Here is a 15,469-nt window from a genome sequence, read left to right as displayed (position 1 = left end):
CCGTAAGGCGACATGCCGCGATGGCTCTGTAAGCAGGAAGGCCGTCATCCTGAGCGAAACGAAGTGAAGCCGAAGGACCTGCATTCTTTTCTGCCCACTCCAATGCTTAGGAAAGCCACGTTTGTATCCGAACATACGTACGAAGACGGTCGCTGAGGGAAGCGCAGCGAAGTCGAAGGACCTGCTTCTTACCTGTGCCCTCGGCGATGTTTCGGGCCAGCCTGAATACTTGGGCGAACGAGTAAGATAAAACCCGTGCTGTACAAGACACTTCTGATGACCCGGCCCACGCAATGAAACGCATCCTGCGCCTGCTGTGGTATCTGCGTCCATATCTGCCCTTCGCCCTGATGTCGGTGGTACTCATGGCCATTGTCGGCGCCATGGCCGCTCTCCGCATCCTGCTGGTCAAGCCCATTCTCGACAATGTGCTCAGCGCAGAGTCTCAGCCTGCGAACATCCTCGTCTTCACCATTCCGCACACGCACTGGGTCATCAACCTGCAGCGGTTTGTGCCGCATCATTTCCACAACGCATGGACGGTGGTGGCCTACGCGTTGTTCGTCTCCGCGGTACTGAAGTCCATCTGCGATTACATTGGAACGTATCTGGTCAACTACGCCGGCTTTGGCATGATCACGGACCTGCGCAATGACCTGTATGGCGCGGTGCTCAAGCGGTCCAGCACCTTCTTCCAGCGTTACACCACCGGCGCGTTGCTCTCCACGCTCATCAATGACATTGAGCGCGTGCAGATCGCCATGTCCACGGTGCTCAGCGATTTCCTGCAGCAGTTCTTCACGCTCCTCTTCACCGCGTTCGTCGTGGTTATCGCGGGCGGCAAACTCGCGTGGATTCTGCTTGGCTTCGTCGTGGTCATCTTTTATTCCGCAAAGAAGATTGGCCGTGGCGTTCGCCGCACCACGCGCGGCGGCCAGGACCGCCTCTCGGACATTCAGAATCTCCTGCATGAAACGCTCACCGGCAACCGCATCGTCAAGGCTTTCGGCATGGAGATGTGGGAGATGGCCCGCTTCCGTCGTGCTGCACGTAAGCTGCTTCGTGCCAACATGCGCGCCATCGGCTTTAGCGCCATCTCCTCACCGCTCATGGATGCGCTTGGCTCCATCGCTATCGCGCTGCTGCTCTTGATCGGTCGTAACCGCATCGTGCATCACCAGATGACGGCGGGTTCGTTCATCACCTTCCTCATAGCGGTCTTTGCGCTGTACGATCCCGTCCGCAAATTCGCCGTGTATTACAACAGCTTTCAGCAGGCGCTGGGAGCCAGCGATAAGATATTCCAGTTCCTTGACGAGCGTGACGAACTTCCCGAAAAACGTGACGCCATCCGTCTGGACGGATTCCAGGAAGGCGTCCGCTTCAACGACGTGCGCTTCGGTTATCGCGATGAAGAAGACGAAGAGAACTTCCACGAAGTCCTCCGTGGCATCAACCTGTACGTGCAGCGTGGCGAAGTAATTGCGCTCGTTGGCCCCAGTGGCGGCGGCAAATCCACGCTGGTGAATCTCATCCCTCGTTTCTTTGACCCCACGGACGGCAGCATCACCATCGACGGTAACGACCTGCGCGACGTGCAACTCAGCAGCCTGCGCAAGCTCGTGGGCACGGTCACGCAGGAGACAGTGCTGTTCAACGATACCGTGCGCAACAACATCGCCTATGGCCAGCCTGACGTGCCCGTGGAGCGCGTTCTCGCCGCAGCGAAAGCAGCATTGGCACACGACTTCATCGAACGCATGCCCGACGGCTACAACACCGTCATTGGCGAAAAGGGTTTCCGGCTCTCCGGTGGCGAACGTCAGCGTCTCGCCATCGCCCGCGCCATCCTGAAGGACGCTCCCATCCTCATCCTCGACGAAGCCACCTCCGCACTCGACGCGGAGAGTGAGTCGCTGGTGCAGGCGGCGCTTTCCAACCTCATGGTCGATCGCACCGTGCTGGTCATTGCGCATCGGCTGTCCACTGTGCGCCGGGCGGATCGCATCCTGGTGGTGGAACGCGGGCAGATCGTGGAAACCGGCACGCATGCCGAACTACTGGTGCATGGCGGCACGTACAACAAGCTCTACAGGATGCAGTTTGCCGGAGACGATGCAGCACCAGATGCTCCGCCGCAACCGCAGGACGTATAAACTCACTTCAAAAACGGACGAACGACAATGGCAGGTATTCTCTTCATCATCTCTGCGCCCAGCGGCTCCGGTAAGAGCACACTCGTCGGCGAACTGCGAAAGTATGTGGAGGGGCTGGAATTCTCCGTCTCATACACCACCCGCGCACCTCGCGGCAGTGAAGAGGATGGGCGCGAATACCACTTCACCACGCGCGAAAATTTTGAACGCATGATTCAGGAAGACGCGTTCCTTGAGTGGGCAGACGTCTTCGGCAATTACTACGGAACCGCGCGTGCCGCACTGGCCCACGCCGCAGAGAATAACCACGATCTTCTTCTGGATATCGATGTGCAGGGTGCGCTGCAGGTGATAGAACGCATGCCGGACGCCATCTCCATCTTCATCCTTCCGCCCAGTCCCGGTGTGCTGGAAACACGCCTTCGCAATCGCAGCGCCGCCGAACGCATGACGGACGAAGCAGTAATTGAACTTCGTCTCCGCCAGGCACACGGCGAACTGGAACATGTGTCGAAGTATCGCTTCGCCATCGTGAACAACGTGCTGGATACCGCAGCTGCGGAACTTCGCGCTATCGTGTTGCAAGCACGCGGTGTAGCTTCGCCGGCAGATATTGCATTGGCCGACGGATGCCGCACACAGATATCACCAGAAGGTGTCCATCAGGTGCTGGAACAGTTTGCCGCTGCACCGCTACCACCGGCGAAGTAACCGTTTCATCTACTTCTGATAAAAATCTTCGCGCCGTTTCTTGCCAGTCTGGGTTACAGTTGCCTCATGCGGTACGGAGGCAAAGGGAATGAATGAATCATCGCAAGCCCTGAACGGTATCGACGACGCTCTGCTCAATAAGTACAGCCTGGTCAAGGGAGCCGCACGCCGCGCGCGTCAGCTTCAGTCCGGTGCTGCTCCGCTGGTCCACACCAACAGTATGAAAGCCTGCCGCGTGGCGCAGGACGAAATCCGCGACGGATACGTGCGGTATTTCGTAAAGCCTTCACCGAAGGCCATTCTGCCGTCTGCACTGTAAGTTCCCGTGTGGCGCTGGTCCGTTGTACGGGCGTCCACAGGGCGATAACTCTTGCTGCGCTCTAAAATGGACACATGGACGGAAGCGCGGAATCATTGCGTGGGTACCTTGAGTACCTTCGCGACCTGGGAATTTACGACGTGTATCGCACCAGCGATCCGTCAGACGATCCTGCGCTTGCCGCATGGTGGAAGTCGGTTGCCTCGCCCGTAGCGGCTTCTGCACCTGCAAATCCTCAGCGTCCCGCAACCTCCAGCGCGTCCGCTCCACCGCGACCCGCCGCGCCGGTACAGCGTCCCTCTCCATCCTCTGCACCACCGCGTCCGCCCATGCCATCGAGCAATCGCGCACCGGACATTGTCATCACACCGCCCACAGCCGCGGCTGTACCGCCTCTCGCATATGACTTCGACCAGGCGCCAGCGCCCACAGGACAGTACGCACCCCCTGCCATGCCACTTGTCAGCTTTAACAAACTCGCACCCCTGCCCACGGAGCGCGTCGCGCCTGCGGACAAAGCCGTCGCGCTGCAGCGCGTCCGCAACATCATCGGCGATTGCACGCGTTGCCCCCTGGCCTACGCCGGACGTCGCAACATTGTCTTCGCCGACGGCGACCCCAACGCCGAACTTATGTTCGTCGGCGAAGGCCCCGGAGCCGACGAGGACGCCAGCGGTATCCCCTTCGTAGGCAAGGCAGGGCAGTTGCTCAACAACATGATTACCGCTATGGGCCTCAAGCGCGAACAGGTCTACATTGCCAACGTGGTCAAGTGCCGTCCACCGCAGAACCGCACACCAGAACCGAAAGAAGCCAACACCTGCTCACCCTTCCTTCTGCAACAGGTGGACATCGTGCAGCCAAAGGTCATCGTGGCACTCGGTGCCACGGCGGCAACCTACCTGCTCGGTGTAAAGCAATCCCTCGCCAATCTGCGGGGCCAGTGGCATGACGTGCGCGGAGCCAAATGCGCTGTCACCTACCATCCTGCCTTCCTTCTGCGCGACCCACGCCAGAAAGGCGAGGCATGGAAGGATCTCCAACGCGTCATGGTGGAACTCGGCCTGAAGCCACCAGCCCGCAGCTAACCCCCGGAAAACATGCTTTAGCTGCGAACTTTTGCTTCCTCGGAAGCAAAAGCAGTGGCGCTCACCCCGTCTATGATTTAGGCTAACCTAAATATCTTTAGGTGAACCTAAATCATGCGACGCCCTCGAAGTCTTCTTGCTATTGTTTCTGTTGCTTTTTCGCTGACTGCTGTTGCGCAGAATGCCACGGTGGTCCATGTGCAGGACCTCGCAGGCGCAGCTTTGCCCCACGCTACCGTGCTGCTCCACTGCAATGGAAGCGCGGATCGAACATTGCCAGTGGATGCGGAGGGAATCGCTCGTTTCACCGCCACGGAAGCAACCTGTACGCTGCGCATCACGGCAAACGGTTTTGCCTCCCGGCGCTACGCCTTGCAGCGAGGCGAAAGCGAGATTGCGCTGCGGCTGCAACCTGTTACGCAGGCAGAGGTGACAGTTTCCGCAGACGAGTCGCTGCCACTTGCCAACAGCCCGACAGCGCAACACACTCTGAACGCGAAGCAGCTTGCGGCTGTGCCTGTCTTCAACGCCTCCACGGGATTTACAGACATCCTGACGCGCACCACACCGGGTGTGGCTGCAGATGCCAATGGCTTTGCCCATCCTCTCGGCGAGCACGCCGACACTTCCATCTCGCTCGACGGCCAGCCCATCACGGACCAGCAGGCCAAGGTCTTCTCCAACCAGATCGACCCGAATATCATTCACACGCTCACCGCTACGACCGGTGCGCCTCCCGCAGAATTTGGCGACAAGACCAGCCTCGTCATCACCGTGAACACAAAGTCGGGTCTTGCCCACAAGCCCTTCGGTACGTTCTCCAGCAGCTATGGCAGTTTCGGTACCTGGTCACAGAATCTGGCTCTCGGCACAGGCGGCCAACGCTGGGGCGAGTTTCTGGCAATCGGCGCCAACGGCTCCGAGCGTTTTCTCGACACGCCGGAATTCGTCCCCATGCACGCAAACGGCAATGGTCAGGGTGCATTCAATCGGCTGGATTTCCAACCAAACGCAGCGAACCAGCTTCATCTGAATCTGGGGGCAGGACGCTCCTGGTTTCAAACACCCAACAGCTACGACACCGCTGCGACAGGGCAGGACCAGCGCAGCCAGATCCGCAATGCAAACATCGCCCTGGGCTGGACGCACATCTTTACGCCTCACCTTCTGACCAGCTTCACACCCTTCTACCGTCATGATGAAGCGCAATACTTTCCCACGGAAAATCATCTCGCCGACGCCACTGCAACACTCGCGCAGAATCGAACACTCACCAACACCGGCTTTCGTCTGGAAGGCGAATACATCCACGGCCCGCACACAGCCAAGATCGGCGGCACCTATTGGCACACACTGCTGCATGAGCGCTTTGCCGTCGCTCTTACCGATCCGCTTTACAACGCGCTCTGCGTCGATGCCGCGGGCGATCCTGTGGCCGCACAGGGTGTTACTTCCACCAGCGGATGCGCAACCGCCGGATACAGCATCAACCCAGACTTCCTGCCCAACCTCCTGCCCTACGACCTCACGCGGGGCGGCTCGCTCTTCCGTTTCAACCAGTCAGTCGATGTGGTGCAATCCGCGTTCTACGCGCAGGACGAAATCAAACTGGGCAACTGGGTGCTGAGCCCCGGTCTTCGCTACGACATCTACAACGGTCTGAGCCGTGGCCGCCAGGTGCAGCCACGCTTCGCAATGAGTTGGCGCGCGCCGTGGACGCATACGGTATTGCGCGGCTCGTATGCGCGACTCTATGAAACGCCGTACAACGAGAACCTCATCTTCGCCAACGAAAGCTCTGCAAACGGCACCGGCACCAATCCATTCGCCAGCTACCGTTCTGAGCCGGTCCGTCCCGCAACACGCAACCAGTTCAACACCGGCTTCGAGCAGGCATTCGGCAATCATCTCAGCGTCAACGCCGACTACTACTGGAAGTTCACGCGTAACGACTTCGACTTTGACACGCTCTTCAATACGCCCATCACGTTCAGCGTAGCGTGGCGCAAATCGAAGATCGACGGACTTGCCCTCAGCGTCAATCTGCACGACTGGCACGGCCTCACCGTATTCAGCGTCATGGGCCATGTCCGCTCACGGTTCTTCACACCGCAGACGGGCGGTCTTATCTTCAACAGCGTGCCGTCAGCTCCGGTCTTTCGCATCGACCACGGCGAAGAGTTCGAACAAACCACGGACATACGCTATGAGCTTCCCACTCGCCTGATCGGATCGCACAAACCTTACGTCTCTGGCACATGGCGTTACAACAGTGGTCTCGCGCTGCCGAGTACAGTTCCCACGTATCTGGACGCCCTCCAGCTCACAGCGGACGAGCAATCGCAGATGGGCCTGCACTGCGGCAACGATTACGCCACACCAACGCGAGCCATACGCGAGTGCAGCGCCTCAGCCTTTGGCGCAACACGCATCCGCATCCCGGCCTATGGCACGGAAGATGACGACAGAAATCCCGTACGCGTCACGCCGCGAACGCTGTTCGATCTCACCGCAGGCGACGACCGTCTCTTCCGCTTCGAACATATGACAGTAGGAGCGCGCGTAGCCGTATTGAATGTGACCAACAGGGTTGCCCTGTACAACTTCCTCTCCACCTTCAGCGGAACGCATTTCGTTCCGCCAAGAACTTTGCAGGGAAGCCTTCAGTTTTCTTTCTAGGGCCTGGTTCTGCCAATGGTGCGAGCCATGCGTGCAAAACCCTGCACAATGGGCCGCTGTTCACCCCTGCGGAAAGCCAGTTCCACATGGCTGACCTCTGTGGCGCCGCGCAGCGGAACATACACCACGCCTTTCTCTGCAATGGTTGCAACGCACGCCGGTGCAATGGAGACACCGAAGCCTGCTGCCACCAGCCGCACAATGCTGAGCCAGTGTGAAGCCTCCTGCACCACGCGCGGACGAAACCCCGCACCACCACAAAGTGACAGCGGCTTATCGAAAGCAACGCTGCCCGCCACACGCGAGTAAAACACGAAAGGCTCATCGCGCAGTACGGACGCATGGATTGTCTGCTGATTCGCGCGTGGATGTTGACTCGGAAGCACGGCAAGATAGCGCTCCGTGAACAGCGTTTCAACTTCCAGATCCGGCTGCGGATCGCTGTCGCGCAGAATGCCGGCATCCAGCGTGCCGTCCAGCAGTCCGCTCACCACGCGCGATGTGAAGGATTCATGCAGGTGAATCTGCACGCGGGGAAAGGCAGAGCGATATTGTCGAAACACGGCGGGCAGCGTCGCCAACATGCTGGAACCAACGAACCCAACATTCAGTCTTCCGCTTTCACCGCGAGCAATGCTGCGCGTCTCTTCCAGGTCAAGTCGTACATTGCGCAGGGTGCGGTGCGCACGCTCCAGCAGAACCTTACCGGCGGAAGTCAAAGCAACAGAGCGCGAAGTGCGCGTAAACAGAGGCGATCCAACGATCTCTTCCATGCGCCGGATCTGCTGTGAAAGCGCCGGCTGCGCCAGGTAGAGCTTTTGGGCCGCACGGCCAAAATGTAACTCCTCCGCAACCGCAACGAACGACCGCAGGTGTTTCAGCTCCAGATCGGAATCCATGCATCCAGCTTATCAATCACGCTGATTATGCAATTGGACATGCCTGATCGACATGATTACGGTGGAGGTGTGGGAGAAGAAGCAATGACGGAGCTAACCATGCGCCCCATGCAATCTCAGGCGGATGCCGATGCATTTCGTACTTTGAACGAGGCATGGATCACGAAACTATTTCGCCTGGAAGAGAAGGACCGCACCACGCTCAACGATCCACACACCACGATCCTCGCAACCGGAGGCCAGGTGTATGTGGCAGAAATGGACGGGCGTATTGTCGGAACAGCCGCGTGGGTTCGCTATGCCGAGGGCATCTACGAACTCTCAAAGATGGCTGTGGACAGCACGGTGCGTGGGCAGGGCATCGGAAGAAAACTACTGCTTTACATGATCGATCAGGCACGCTCTCTGGGCGCGCACACGGTGTTTCTCGGCAGCAGCAAGAAACTTCAGAACGCCGTGCACTTGTATGAAGCTGTGGGCTTTCATCATGTCCCTCCCTCCGAACTTCCAGAGATGAAATACGACCGCGCGGACGTCTTCATGAAGATGGAGATGGTGCCACCTTCCGGCGTTTGACGGTTGCTGCCTGCGCTGCTGCAGGAGCCGCGTCCTCAGATTCCTCCAGCACCTCGCGTTTGTACTTCAAGGAATACCGGTCTCGAATCTGGCGGCTGATGTACGTGCTCAACCCTGCCCCTGCGCGCGCAAGCTGCCTCATCACCTTTAAATGCAGGCGACCGGTGGCAGCGGGCGTGTACACGTACACGTCGCCGTTCTGAAACTGGATGTGCATCGCGTCGTCCACAATTGCGTACGCCACAACGCCACTGGCGCCACGTACCTTTCGGTACGGCTGAAACTTTGGTTGGCTCATACACTAGAAGATGTGTCTTTCTTTGTAGACGTCGCCTTGCCTGTTCCGTTAGACCGATCTTTTACATATCGGGTCGACGGCGAGGCGCCCGCCATCGGCGCGCGTGTGCTCGTACCCTTCAGCGGACAACGGCTGATGGGCGTGATCCTGCGCGTGCATTCGCGGGAACCGGAGGGCGAATTTGAGGTGAAACCGGTGCAGCAGGTGCTGGACGACGCCTCACTCCTGCCGGAAGAGCTCCTGCGCCTCGCGGAGTGGATCGCGCAGTATTACGTGGCGCCGCTGGGCGAGGTCCTGCGCGGCATGTTGCCGCTCACCGCGGAAATCCGTCGCGTGTTTCTCTATCGGATTGCGGAACAGGGCCGCCGGGTTTTGTATGAGGGCGCAGAAAAGGGTTCATCGCGCCGCTCAAAACTCTCGCCCGAAGAGCAAAACCGCGAATACGCCGTGCTGAACGCGCTGGAAAGCGGCAATGCACTGAAACTAGCTCAACTGCGCTCCGCCACAGGAGCAGGGAAAGCTCTGCTGGAAGGCATGGTGCGCAAACGCTGGCTCACCCGCGAAGTTGAGGCGGACGAGCGTGACGCGCGCCGCACCGAACGCGTTGCCGTGTTGGTGGAAGACGTGCGCCTGCCCAAACTGAACGACAACCAGATGCGCATCCTCGCGGAACTCACAGCCGTGGGCGGACGTATGCCGGTGCGCCACCTGCGCGATCTTCCCGTGCCGGATTCCACGCTGACCACGCTCGTACGCCGTGGCCTGGTCATCGTTGAAGACGCACCACTCGCATTCCATCTCGGCGGCGTGCACGCAGAAGGCAAGAAACACGCGCACGAACATGCATTGAATGAAACGCAGATGGAAGCCCTCGCCTCCATCGCAGCATCGCTGGTGGAATCCAGCTTCAAGCCACATCTGCTCTACGGCGTTACCGGCAGCGGCAAAACAGCGGTGTATTTCGCAGCCATGCAACGAGTCCTTGCCGCTGGCAAAGCCGCATTATTGCTGGTGCCTGAAATTGGACTCACGCCTGCGATGGCCGGGCAAATGTACGCAGCCTTCGGCGATGAAGTGGCCCTGCTGCACTCGCAGCTTTCACCGGACGAGCGCGCCGAACAGTGGCACCGCATCCGCCGTGGCCAGGCGCGCGTCGTTGTCGGCACGCGGTCGGCAGTCTTTGCGCCTGTGCCATCGCTCGGCGTCATCATCGTCGACGAAGAGCACGACTCCAGCTACAAGCAGGAAGAAACACCGCGCTATCACGGTCGCGACGTCGCCGTGATGCGCGCCAAGCTGCTCGACATCCCCGTCATTCTCGGCTCAGCAACACCCTCACTCGAAAGCTGGAACAACGCGCAGACAGGCCGTTACACCCTGCTGAAGATGGAGCAGCGCGTAGCTAACCGCCCCTTGCCAGAGGTCGAACTCGTCGACATGCGCGCGGAGTTCCAGCAAACCGGAGCGGAACATCTCTTCAGCCGCCGCCTCATCGAAGAGACACAGGCCACGCTCGACCGTGGCGAACAGGCCATCATCCTGCTCAATCGCCGAGGCTACAGTTACGTGGTCCTCTGCCGTTCCTGCGGCGAAAAGATCGAGTGCGAAAACTGCGCCATCGCCATGACGTTTCACAAGCCGGTGCATGGCAGCGACCTGCACGCAGAACCGGGTGAACGCCTCGAATGCCACTACTGCGGCTACCGTCGCAACGTGCCGAAGACCTGCCCCAAGTGCTCCAGCGAACACCTCTACTACATGGGCGCAGGGTCGCAGCAGGGCGAAGAACGCCTGCAGGAAATCTTTCCCTCCGCACGCATCGGCCGCATGGACCGCGACACGGTGCGCGGACGCGGCGACATGGAGCGCCTCCTCCAGCGCCTCCACTCCGGCGAGATCAATCTCCTCGTCGGCACCCAGATGATCGCCAAGGGGCACGACATTCACGGCGTCACCACGGTCGGCGTCGTCGGCTGCGACCACGCGCTCGGCATGCCGGACTTCCGCGCAGCAGAACGTGTCTTCCAGTTGCTCACGCAGGTCAGCGGACGCGCCGGTCGAGGCGAAAAACCAGGCCGCGTCCTGGTGCAGAGCTACCACGTGGATCACTACGCTGTCCGTTGCGCCGCCGCCCACGACTATGAAGGCTTCGTGCGCCGCGAAATGCAGTTCCGCCGCCCGTTCTTCTACCCACCCTTCGGCGTGTTGACCAACGTGCTGATCCAGTCGCAGGACATGGGCGAAGCCATGCGGTGGAGTGGGGAACTGGGCCGCTGGTTCCATACGGCATCCGTGCCGGGCGTACGTATGCTTGGCCCTGCGGCAGCGCCGGTTTCACGCCTGAAGCGGATCTACCGTTACCATCTGCTGCTGAAGGCGCAAAAGCGCAGCGACCTGCAGGCAGGTCTACGCAATATGTTGCGTCACGCGGAACGCAAGGGTATCCCGCGCAACGCCATCATTGTGGATGTCGATGCGATTAGCTTGATGTGAAGGGGAGCTATTCGGCCTTGCTCGCCAGTGGCTTATCCAATTCCTGCAGGTCCTTGCCAGGCTTGAAGCGCACGGCGCGTCCGGGCTCAATATCCACTTCGGTTCCGGTGCGTGGATTACGACCAATGCCGGTCTTCCGTGGTTTCACCGTGAAGACGCCGAAGCCGCGCAGCTCAATGCGGTCTCCTGCGGTAAGCGCCTTTTTCACGCCCTTCAAAATGTCTTCCACGGCCTGCTCGGCACGTGTTCTCGGCAGACCAGTACGGTCCACGACTCGCTGAATCAGGTCCTGCTTGATCACGGATTTATTTTCCTTCCAGTGTCGGAGCGGCCATGGGCAACGGGCGCATTGTCATGATGTTAGGAACGCCACGGACACCTGTCAACATTCTCCTGAATCATTGGTCGACAAAAAAGATCAAAGCGTCCAATTGTCGTAAGATGACACAAATAGCAGAGTTACGCGCAGCGTACCCTCGCAGCAGGAGTGCAATGTCGATCAAGAGCGATAAGTGGATCCGGGAGCAGGCAACGAAGCATGGCATGATCGAGCCCTTCAGCGAGAAGCAGGTGAGCCAGGGCTGCATCTCCTATGGGCTTTCGTCTTATGGCTATGATCTGCGAGTGTCCGACGAGTTCAAAATCTTCACCAACGTGAACAGCGCCATCATTGACCCCAAGGCCTTCGATGAGCGCTCTTTCGTCACGGTGGAAGCAGAGAGCGTTATCGTTCCGCCCAATTCTTTTGCGCTTGCCCGGTCCATCGAATACTTCCGCATCCCCCGCGATGTCCTCACGATCTGCGTTGGCAAATCCACATACGCGCGCTGCGGCATCATCGTGAACGTCACGCCGTTTGAACCGGAATGGGAGGGCTACGTTACCCTCGAAATCTCCAATACCACGCCGCTGCCGGCAAAGGTCTACGCGAATGAAGGCCTCTGCCAGATCCTCTTCTTCCAGTCAGACGAGGTATGCGAAACCAGCTATGCGGACCGTTCCGGAAAGTACCAAGGGCAGCAGGGAATCGTGCTGCCGAAATTGTGAGCGTCTCTGGGCAATCGACGGGTGGGCGACTGCGGATTGGTGTCGTCAGTAGCGACGCTCTCCGCATTGAGGGCCTCCGCGCCATCCTGGAGGAGACCTGCGACATCATCCCCATGACGGCGCCGGAGACCCTCCGCGACGACGACCTGACGATGGTGCTGATCGACATGCCGGAGGATGACCTTCCGGCTCTTATGGCCACCCTGCGTCGTGCACGCCCCGGTCTGCGCCTCATCGTTCTCGGCACACGCAGCGATCCTGGATTCATCCAGAAGGTCGTAGCCAGCGGCGCCAAGGGATATCTTCTCCACACCGCCAACCATCGGGAGATCACCATGGCCGTTGAGGTCGTGGCCGACGGTTCTATCTGGGCGCCACGCAAAGTCCTCGCCAGCCTGATTGACACCATTGCTCCAACGGAAGGCAGAGCGCCGGAGATTCGACTTACTGCTCGGGAACGCGAAGTCATTGATCTGCTCATCGCAGGCCGCGCCAATCGCGAGATCGCCGCGACACTTGGTGTCGAGACCAAAACGGTCAAGAGTCATGTCGGACGTCTCCTGCAGAAGTTCGGTGTACCCAACCGTGTTGCCCTGACGGTGCGTGCTCTCGAAATGCAGATCGGCAGAGAACTCTAACGCCTCTAAAAACAGCGGTAGAACAAAGGTTTTCTGGGCTTTTACCCACGTACCTTCGATTAACGTATGGGGCTTAAGTCCTCCGTAACTTGAACATTACTTCCGCGCACCTCATCCTAGCTTTACGTAACACAGACCTGGGAGAAGAGGGGCTGGCGGCACGGGTGAGAACCTGATCGACAGCCCCCATTTTTTACCTCCCGCGGCTTGATCCCCCATCGCCGCCGTTCTGGACAACGTTCCTGCGCACTTGTTCATCCCACTACATGAATTGACAGTAGCGTCTCGTTTAACAATGCTACGGATAGGGTGAACATTTTGATCAATCGATGGAAAGCTGCACTGTGTTCGGCAATGGTAGTTGTCGTCACGATCCCTGCTCTGGCTGCCGACAAGGCAAAGCTCAATGAGCGTCTGACCGACTCCCAGAACATCATCAACGAAATTATGGCAACACCGGATAAATCCATTCCGGTATCCATCCTTGGTGGCGCCGAGTGTGTGGTGGTGATTCCTGCTTACAAGAAGGGTGCATTCATCGTGGGCGCGCAATACGGCCAGGGTGTGGCCACCTGCCGAACCGGCCACGGCTGGAGCGCTCCGGTCTTCGTCCAGCTTACGGGCGGCAGCGTCGGCTTCCAGATTGGCGGCCAGTCCACGGATCTGGTGCTGATCGCCATGAATCAGAATGGCTTGCAGGAGATGCTGAAGAATAAGTTCAAGATTGGCGCGGATGCCGCTGCCTCTGCCGGTCCGGTGGGTCGCAACGCGCAGGCGGGGACTGACTGGAAGCTCAACGCGGAGTTCCTCACCTACTCGCGTTCCAAGGGCCTTTTCGCCGGCATCAACCTGGATGGAACGGTGCTCTCGCAGAACGTGGATGACACGCGCACATATTACGGCACGGCGACGCCGTTCAGCACCATCCTGAATGGCAACATTGCCACCCCGCCCGATGCCCGTCCGTTCGTCGGCACCGTCGCGAAATACTTTGTAGCCACCCGTAAGAAGTAAGCTTTTCGTCTCACGGCTGACGCTCCCCGGCGTCAGCCGTTTTTTATTGTTCCGGGGCTGTGCGAAACCAAAGGCGATCCTGCATCATCTACAAGTGTAGGTTCCCCTGGTTATGCCGATCGCAGTTGCATTTTTCGAACACTATGCCTACAGCATCCTCTTCTTGTGGGTGCTGGTGGAGCAGCTTGGCATTCCCGTGCCGTCGGTGCCATTGCTTGTGGCTGCGGGAACCCTCACGGCAACGCACCGTATTCATGCTGTGCCGGTCATGGCATCCATTCTGCTTGCCTGTCTGATTTCTGATTCCCTCTGGTATTTCCTTGGTGTCCGCTACGGCAGCCGCGTGGTCAAACTCGTGTGCCGCATGTCCCTGGAAGCGTCCACGTGTGTGAAGAAGACTGAGGGCTCCTTCAATCGCCACGGAGCCACCACCCTGCTCTTCGCCAAGTTCATCCCCGGCCTTTCCACGGTAGCGCCGCCCATCGCCGGGCAAACGGGTATGCCCTTTGTTCGGTTCGTAGCTTATGACCTTATGGGATCGGCCATCTGGGCAGCGGCATATGTCTTCGGTGGACGCTTCATCGGCGACTTTGCGGAAAGGCATACGATGCTCATCCATCTGCTCACGCGTTTTGGTGTGCTGCTGTTTGTGCTGGTGGTCCTTGGGTTCGTGGCGCGTCGCATCTGGTCGCAGCGGCAGTTCCTGCGCGACCTGCAGAACTCCGCCATCACCGTAACTGAGCTGAAAAACCTCATGAACATGGCGGAAGCCGGAGATGCAAAGCAGCCGTTCATCGTGGACCTGCGCCATCCGCTCGATTACCTTCCAGACCCGCGTGTGCTACCCGGCGCTCTGCGCATCAGCCCCACGGAGTTGGAGAAGCACTGCCACCTGTTGCCACGCGACACGGACGTGGTTCTGTACTGCACCTGCCCGAACGACGAGACGTCCGCCACACTGGCCAAGCGCCTCCAGCGTCTCGGTGTACACCGCGTGCGTCCGCTGCGCGGCGGTTTTGAAGGCTGGCGCGACGCCGACCTTCCACTGGTGCCATACGACGAGCAGAAACCCCGCGAAGCCGCCCCGGAACTCATCGAAGCCACCGTCGCTGCGTAAAGGTTGTTGCTGCCTGAAATTCCGGTTGCCACTTCTTCACGCGTAGTTAGCAAACCTATCTTTCTGAACCACCAGCGCCTTGAGGGAACACCAGCGTCTTAAGAGAACATCAGCGTTCTTTAGCGAACACCAACGTCCTTAGGGGGATACCAGCGTCCTTAGGGGACACCAGCGAAGCTCATACGTGCAGAGCACGTCATTCTGAGCGCAGCGAAGAATCCCAACGATTCCTCCCAAGCCCATTCCCTCAGACCCTTCCAGCCACAAATCCAAACAGCCAGCTTCGCAAAGCGAAGCTCATACGCACGAAGTGCGTCTTTCGGAAGGGCAGGGTTTCAGCCCTGCCGTAAATCCCGGTGAAAAACAAGCGGCTGCAGCCGCTGAGGGAATGTCACGTAATCCCACGACACCCCATGAAAACCGCAACATCCTTC

General features: G+C 59.1%; 14 protein-coding genes. 11 read left to right on the top strand and 3 right to left on the bottom strand.

Annotation, left to right across the window (positions count from 1 at the left end):
- Positions 1-293: 293 nt before the first annotated feature.
- From AB6729_RS05965 to AB6729_RS05945, 5 genes are all read left to right on the top strand, one after another.
- Complete coding sequence (locus tag AB6729_RS05965) at positions 294-2,156, top strand: ABC transporter ATP-binding protein (protein WP_371080659.1); 1,863 nt, start codon at positions 294-296, stop codon at positions 2,154-2,156.
- Positions 2,157-2,183: 27 nt separating this feature from the next.
- Complete coding sequence (gene gmk, locus AB6729_RS05960; protein ID WP_371080658.1) at positions 2,184-2,867, top strand: guanylate kinase; 684 nt, start codon at positions 2,184-2,186, stop codon at positions 2,865-2,867.
- Positions 2,868-2,955: 88 nt separating this feature from the next.
- Positions 2,956-3,186, top strand: coding sequence for a DNA-directed RNA polymerase subunit omega (gene rpoZ / locus AB6729_RS05955; RefSeq protein WP_371080657.1), 231 nt, complete (start codon positions 2,956-2,958; stop codon positions 3,184-3,186).
- Positions 3,187-3,281: 95 nt separating this feature from the next.
- Entirely contained in the window at positions 3,282-4,274 is a 993-nt protein-coding gene (locus AB6729_RS05950) for a uracil-DNA glycosylase (RefSeq protein ID WP_371080656.1), read from the top strand.
- A 114-nt stretch (positions 4,275-4,388) separates the two neighbouring features.
- On the top strand, positions 4,389-6,953 hold the full coding sequence (locus tag AB6729_RS05945) for a TonB-dependent receptor (protein ID WP_371080655.1): 2,565 nt from the start codon (positions 4,389-4,391) through the stop codon (positions 6,951-6,953).
- On the opposite strand, the gene AB6729_RS05940 is transcribed toward AB6729_RS05945, so the two are convergent.
- Entirely contained in the window at positions 6,950-7,852 is a 903-nt protein-coding gene (locus tag AB6729_RS05940) for a LysR substrate-binding domain-containing protein (RefSeq protein WP_371080653.1), read from the bottom strand. The genes AB6729_RS05945 and AB6729_RS05940 overlap by 4 nt on opposite strands.
- Before the next feature lie 39 nt (positions 7,853-7,891).
- Between AB6729_RS05940 and AB6729_RS05935 the strand changes: the two genes are divergently transcribed.
- Positions 7,892-8,428 carry a GNAT family N-acetyltransferase gene (locus AB6729_RS05935; RefSeq protein WP_371080652.1) on the top strand — a complete coding sequence of 179 codons (537 nt, stop codon included), beginning with the start codon at positions 7,892-7,894 and terminating at the stop codon, positions 8,426-8,428.
- Here AB6729_RS05935 and AB6729_RS05930 read toward each other — a convergent pair.
- Complete coding sequence (locus AB6729_RS05930) at positions 8,391-8,672, bottom strand: hypothetical protein (RefSeq protein ID WP_371080651.1); 282 nt, start codon at positions 8,670-8,672, stop codon at positions 8,391-8,393. The genes AB6729_RS05935 and AB6729_RS05930 overlap by 38 nt on opposite strands.
- Before the next feature lie 66 nt (positions 8,673-8,738).
- Here AB6729_RS05930 and priA point away from each other — a divergent pair, with 66 nt between their 5' ends.
- Positions 8,739-11,219 (top strand): primosomal protein N', encoded by a 2,481-nt coding sequence (priA, locus tag AB6729_RS05925; protein WP_371080650.1) that lies wholly within the window; start codon positions 8,739-8,741, stop codon positions 11,217-11,219.
- A gap of 7 nt (positions 11,220-11,226) precedes the next feature.
- Here priA and AB6729_RS05920 read toward each other — a convergent pair whose 3' ends face one another.
- Positions 11,227-11,520 carry an HU family DNA-binding protein gene (locus tag AB6729_RS05920; protein ID WP_334238885.1) on the bottom strand — a complete coding sequence of 98 codons (294 nt, stop codon included), beginning with the start codon at positions 11,518-11,520 and terminating at the stop codon, positions 11,227-11,229.
- Positions 11,521-11,711: 191 nt separating this feature from the next.
- Between AB6729_RS05920 and dcd the strand changes: the two genes are divergently transcribed.
- From dcd to AB6729_RS05900, 4 genes are all read left to right on the top strand, one after another.
- Positions 11,712-12,266 carry a dCTP deaminase gene (gene dcd, locus AB6729_RS05915; RefSeq protein ID WP_371080649.1) on the top strand — a complete coding sequence of 185 codons (555 nt, stop codon included), beginning with the start codon at positions 11,712-11,714 and terminating at the stop codon, positions 12,264-12,266.
- Entirely contained in the window at positions 12,263-12,904 is a 642-nt protein-coding gene (locus AB6729_RS05910) for a DNA-binding response regulator (RefSeq protein WP_371080648.1), read from the top strand. The genes dcd and AB6729_RS05910 overlap by 4 nt, the downstream gene beginning before the upstream one ends.
- 354 nt (positions 12,905-13,258) lie before the next feature.
- Complete coding sequence (locus AB6729_RS05905; RefSeq protein ID WP_371081194.1) at positions 13,259-13,918, top strand: lipid-binding SYLF domain-containing protein; 660 nt, start codon at positions 13,259-13,261, stop codon at positions 13,916-13,918.
- Positions 13,919-14,030: 112 nt separating this feature from the next.
- Positions 14,031-15,035 (top strand): VTT domain-containing protein, encoded by a 1,005-nt coding sequence (locus tag AB6729_RS05900; RefSeq protein WP_371080647.1) that lies wholly within the window; start codon positions 14,031-14,033, stop codon positions 15,033-15,035.
- Positions 15,036-15,469: the final 434 nt, after the last annotated feature.

This window comes from Terriglobus sp. RCC_193 (genome assembly GCF_041355105.1).
Classification (GTDB): Bacteria; Acidobacteriota; Terriglobia; order Terriglobales; family Acidobacteriaceae; genus Terriglobus.
Note: the sequence above shows the minus strand (reverse complement) of the source record. Positions and strands in the feature narration are given on the sequence as shown.

What these genes read in the sequence shown, in the direction of transcription:
- AB6729_RS05905 (WP_371081194.1), top strand. Translation starts at nt 13,259, where the DNA reads ATGGTAGTTGTCGTCACGATCCCTGCTCTGGCTGCCGACAAGGCAAAG.
- AB6729_RS05935 (WP_371080652.1), top strand. Translation starts at nt 7,892, where the DNA reads ATGCCTGATCGACATGATTACGGTGGAGGTGTGGGAGAAGAAGCAATG.
- AB6729_RS05900 (WP_371080647.1), top strand. Translation starts at nt 14,031, where the DNA reads ATGCCGATCGCAGTTGCATTTTTCGAACACTATGCCTACAGCATCCTC.
- gmk (WP_371080658.1), top strand. Translation starts at nt 2,184, where the DNA reads ATGGCAGGTATTCTCTTCATCATCTCTGCGCCCAGCGGCTCCGGTAAG.
- AB6729_RS05940 (WP_371080653.1), bottom strand. Translation starts at nt 7,852, where the DNA reads ATGGATTCCGATCTGGAGCTGAAACACCTGCGGTCGTTCGTTGCGGTT.
- rpoZ (WP_371080657.1), top strand. Translation starts at nt 2,956, where the DNA reads ATGAATGAATCATCGCAAGCCCTGAACGGTATCGACGACGCTCTGCTC.
- AB6729_RS05965 (WP_371080659.1), top strand. Translation starts at nt 294, where the DNA reads ATGAAACGCATCCTGCGCCTGCTGTGGTATCTGCGTCCATATCTGCCC.
- AB6729_RS05945 (WP_371080655.1), top strand. Translation starts at nt 4,389, where the DNA reads ATGCGACGCCCTCGAAGTCTTCTTGCTATTGTTTCTGTTGCTTTTTCG.
- dcd (WP_371080649.1), top strand. Translation starts at nt 11,712, where the DNA reads ATGTCGATCAAGAGCGATAAGTGGATCCGGGAGCAGGCAACGAAGCAT.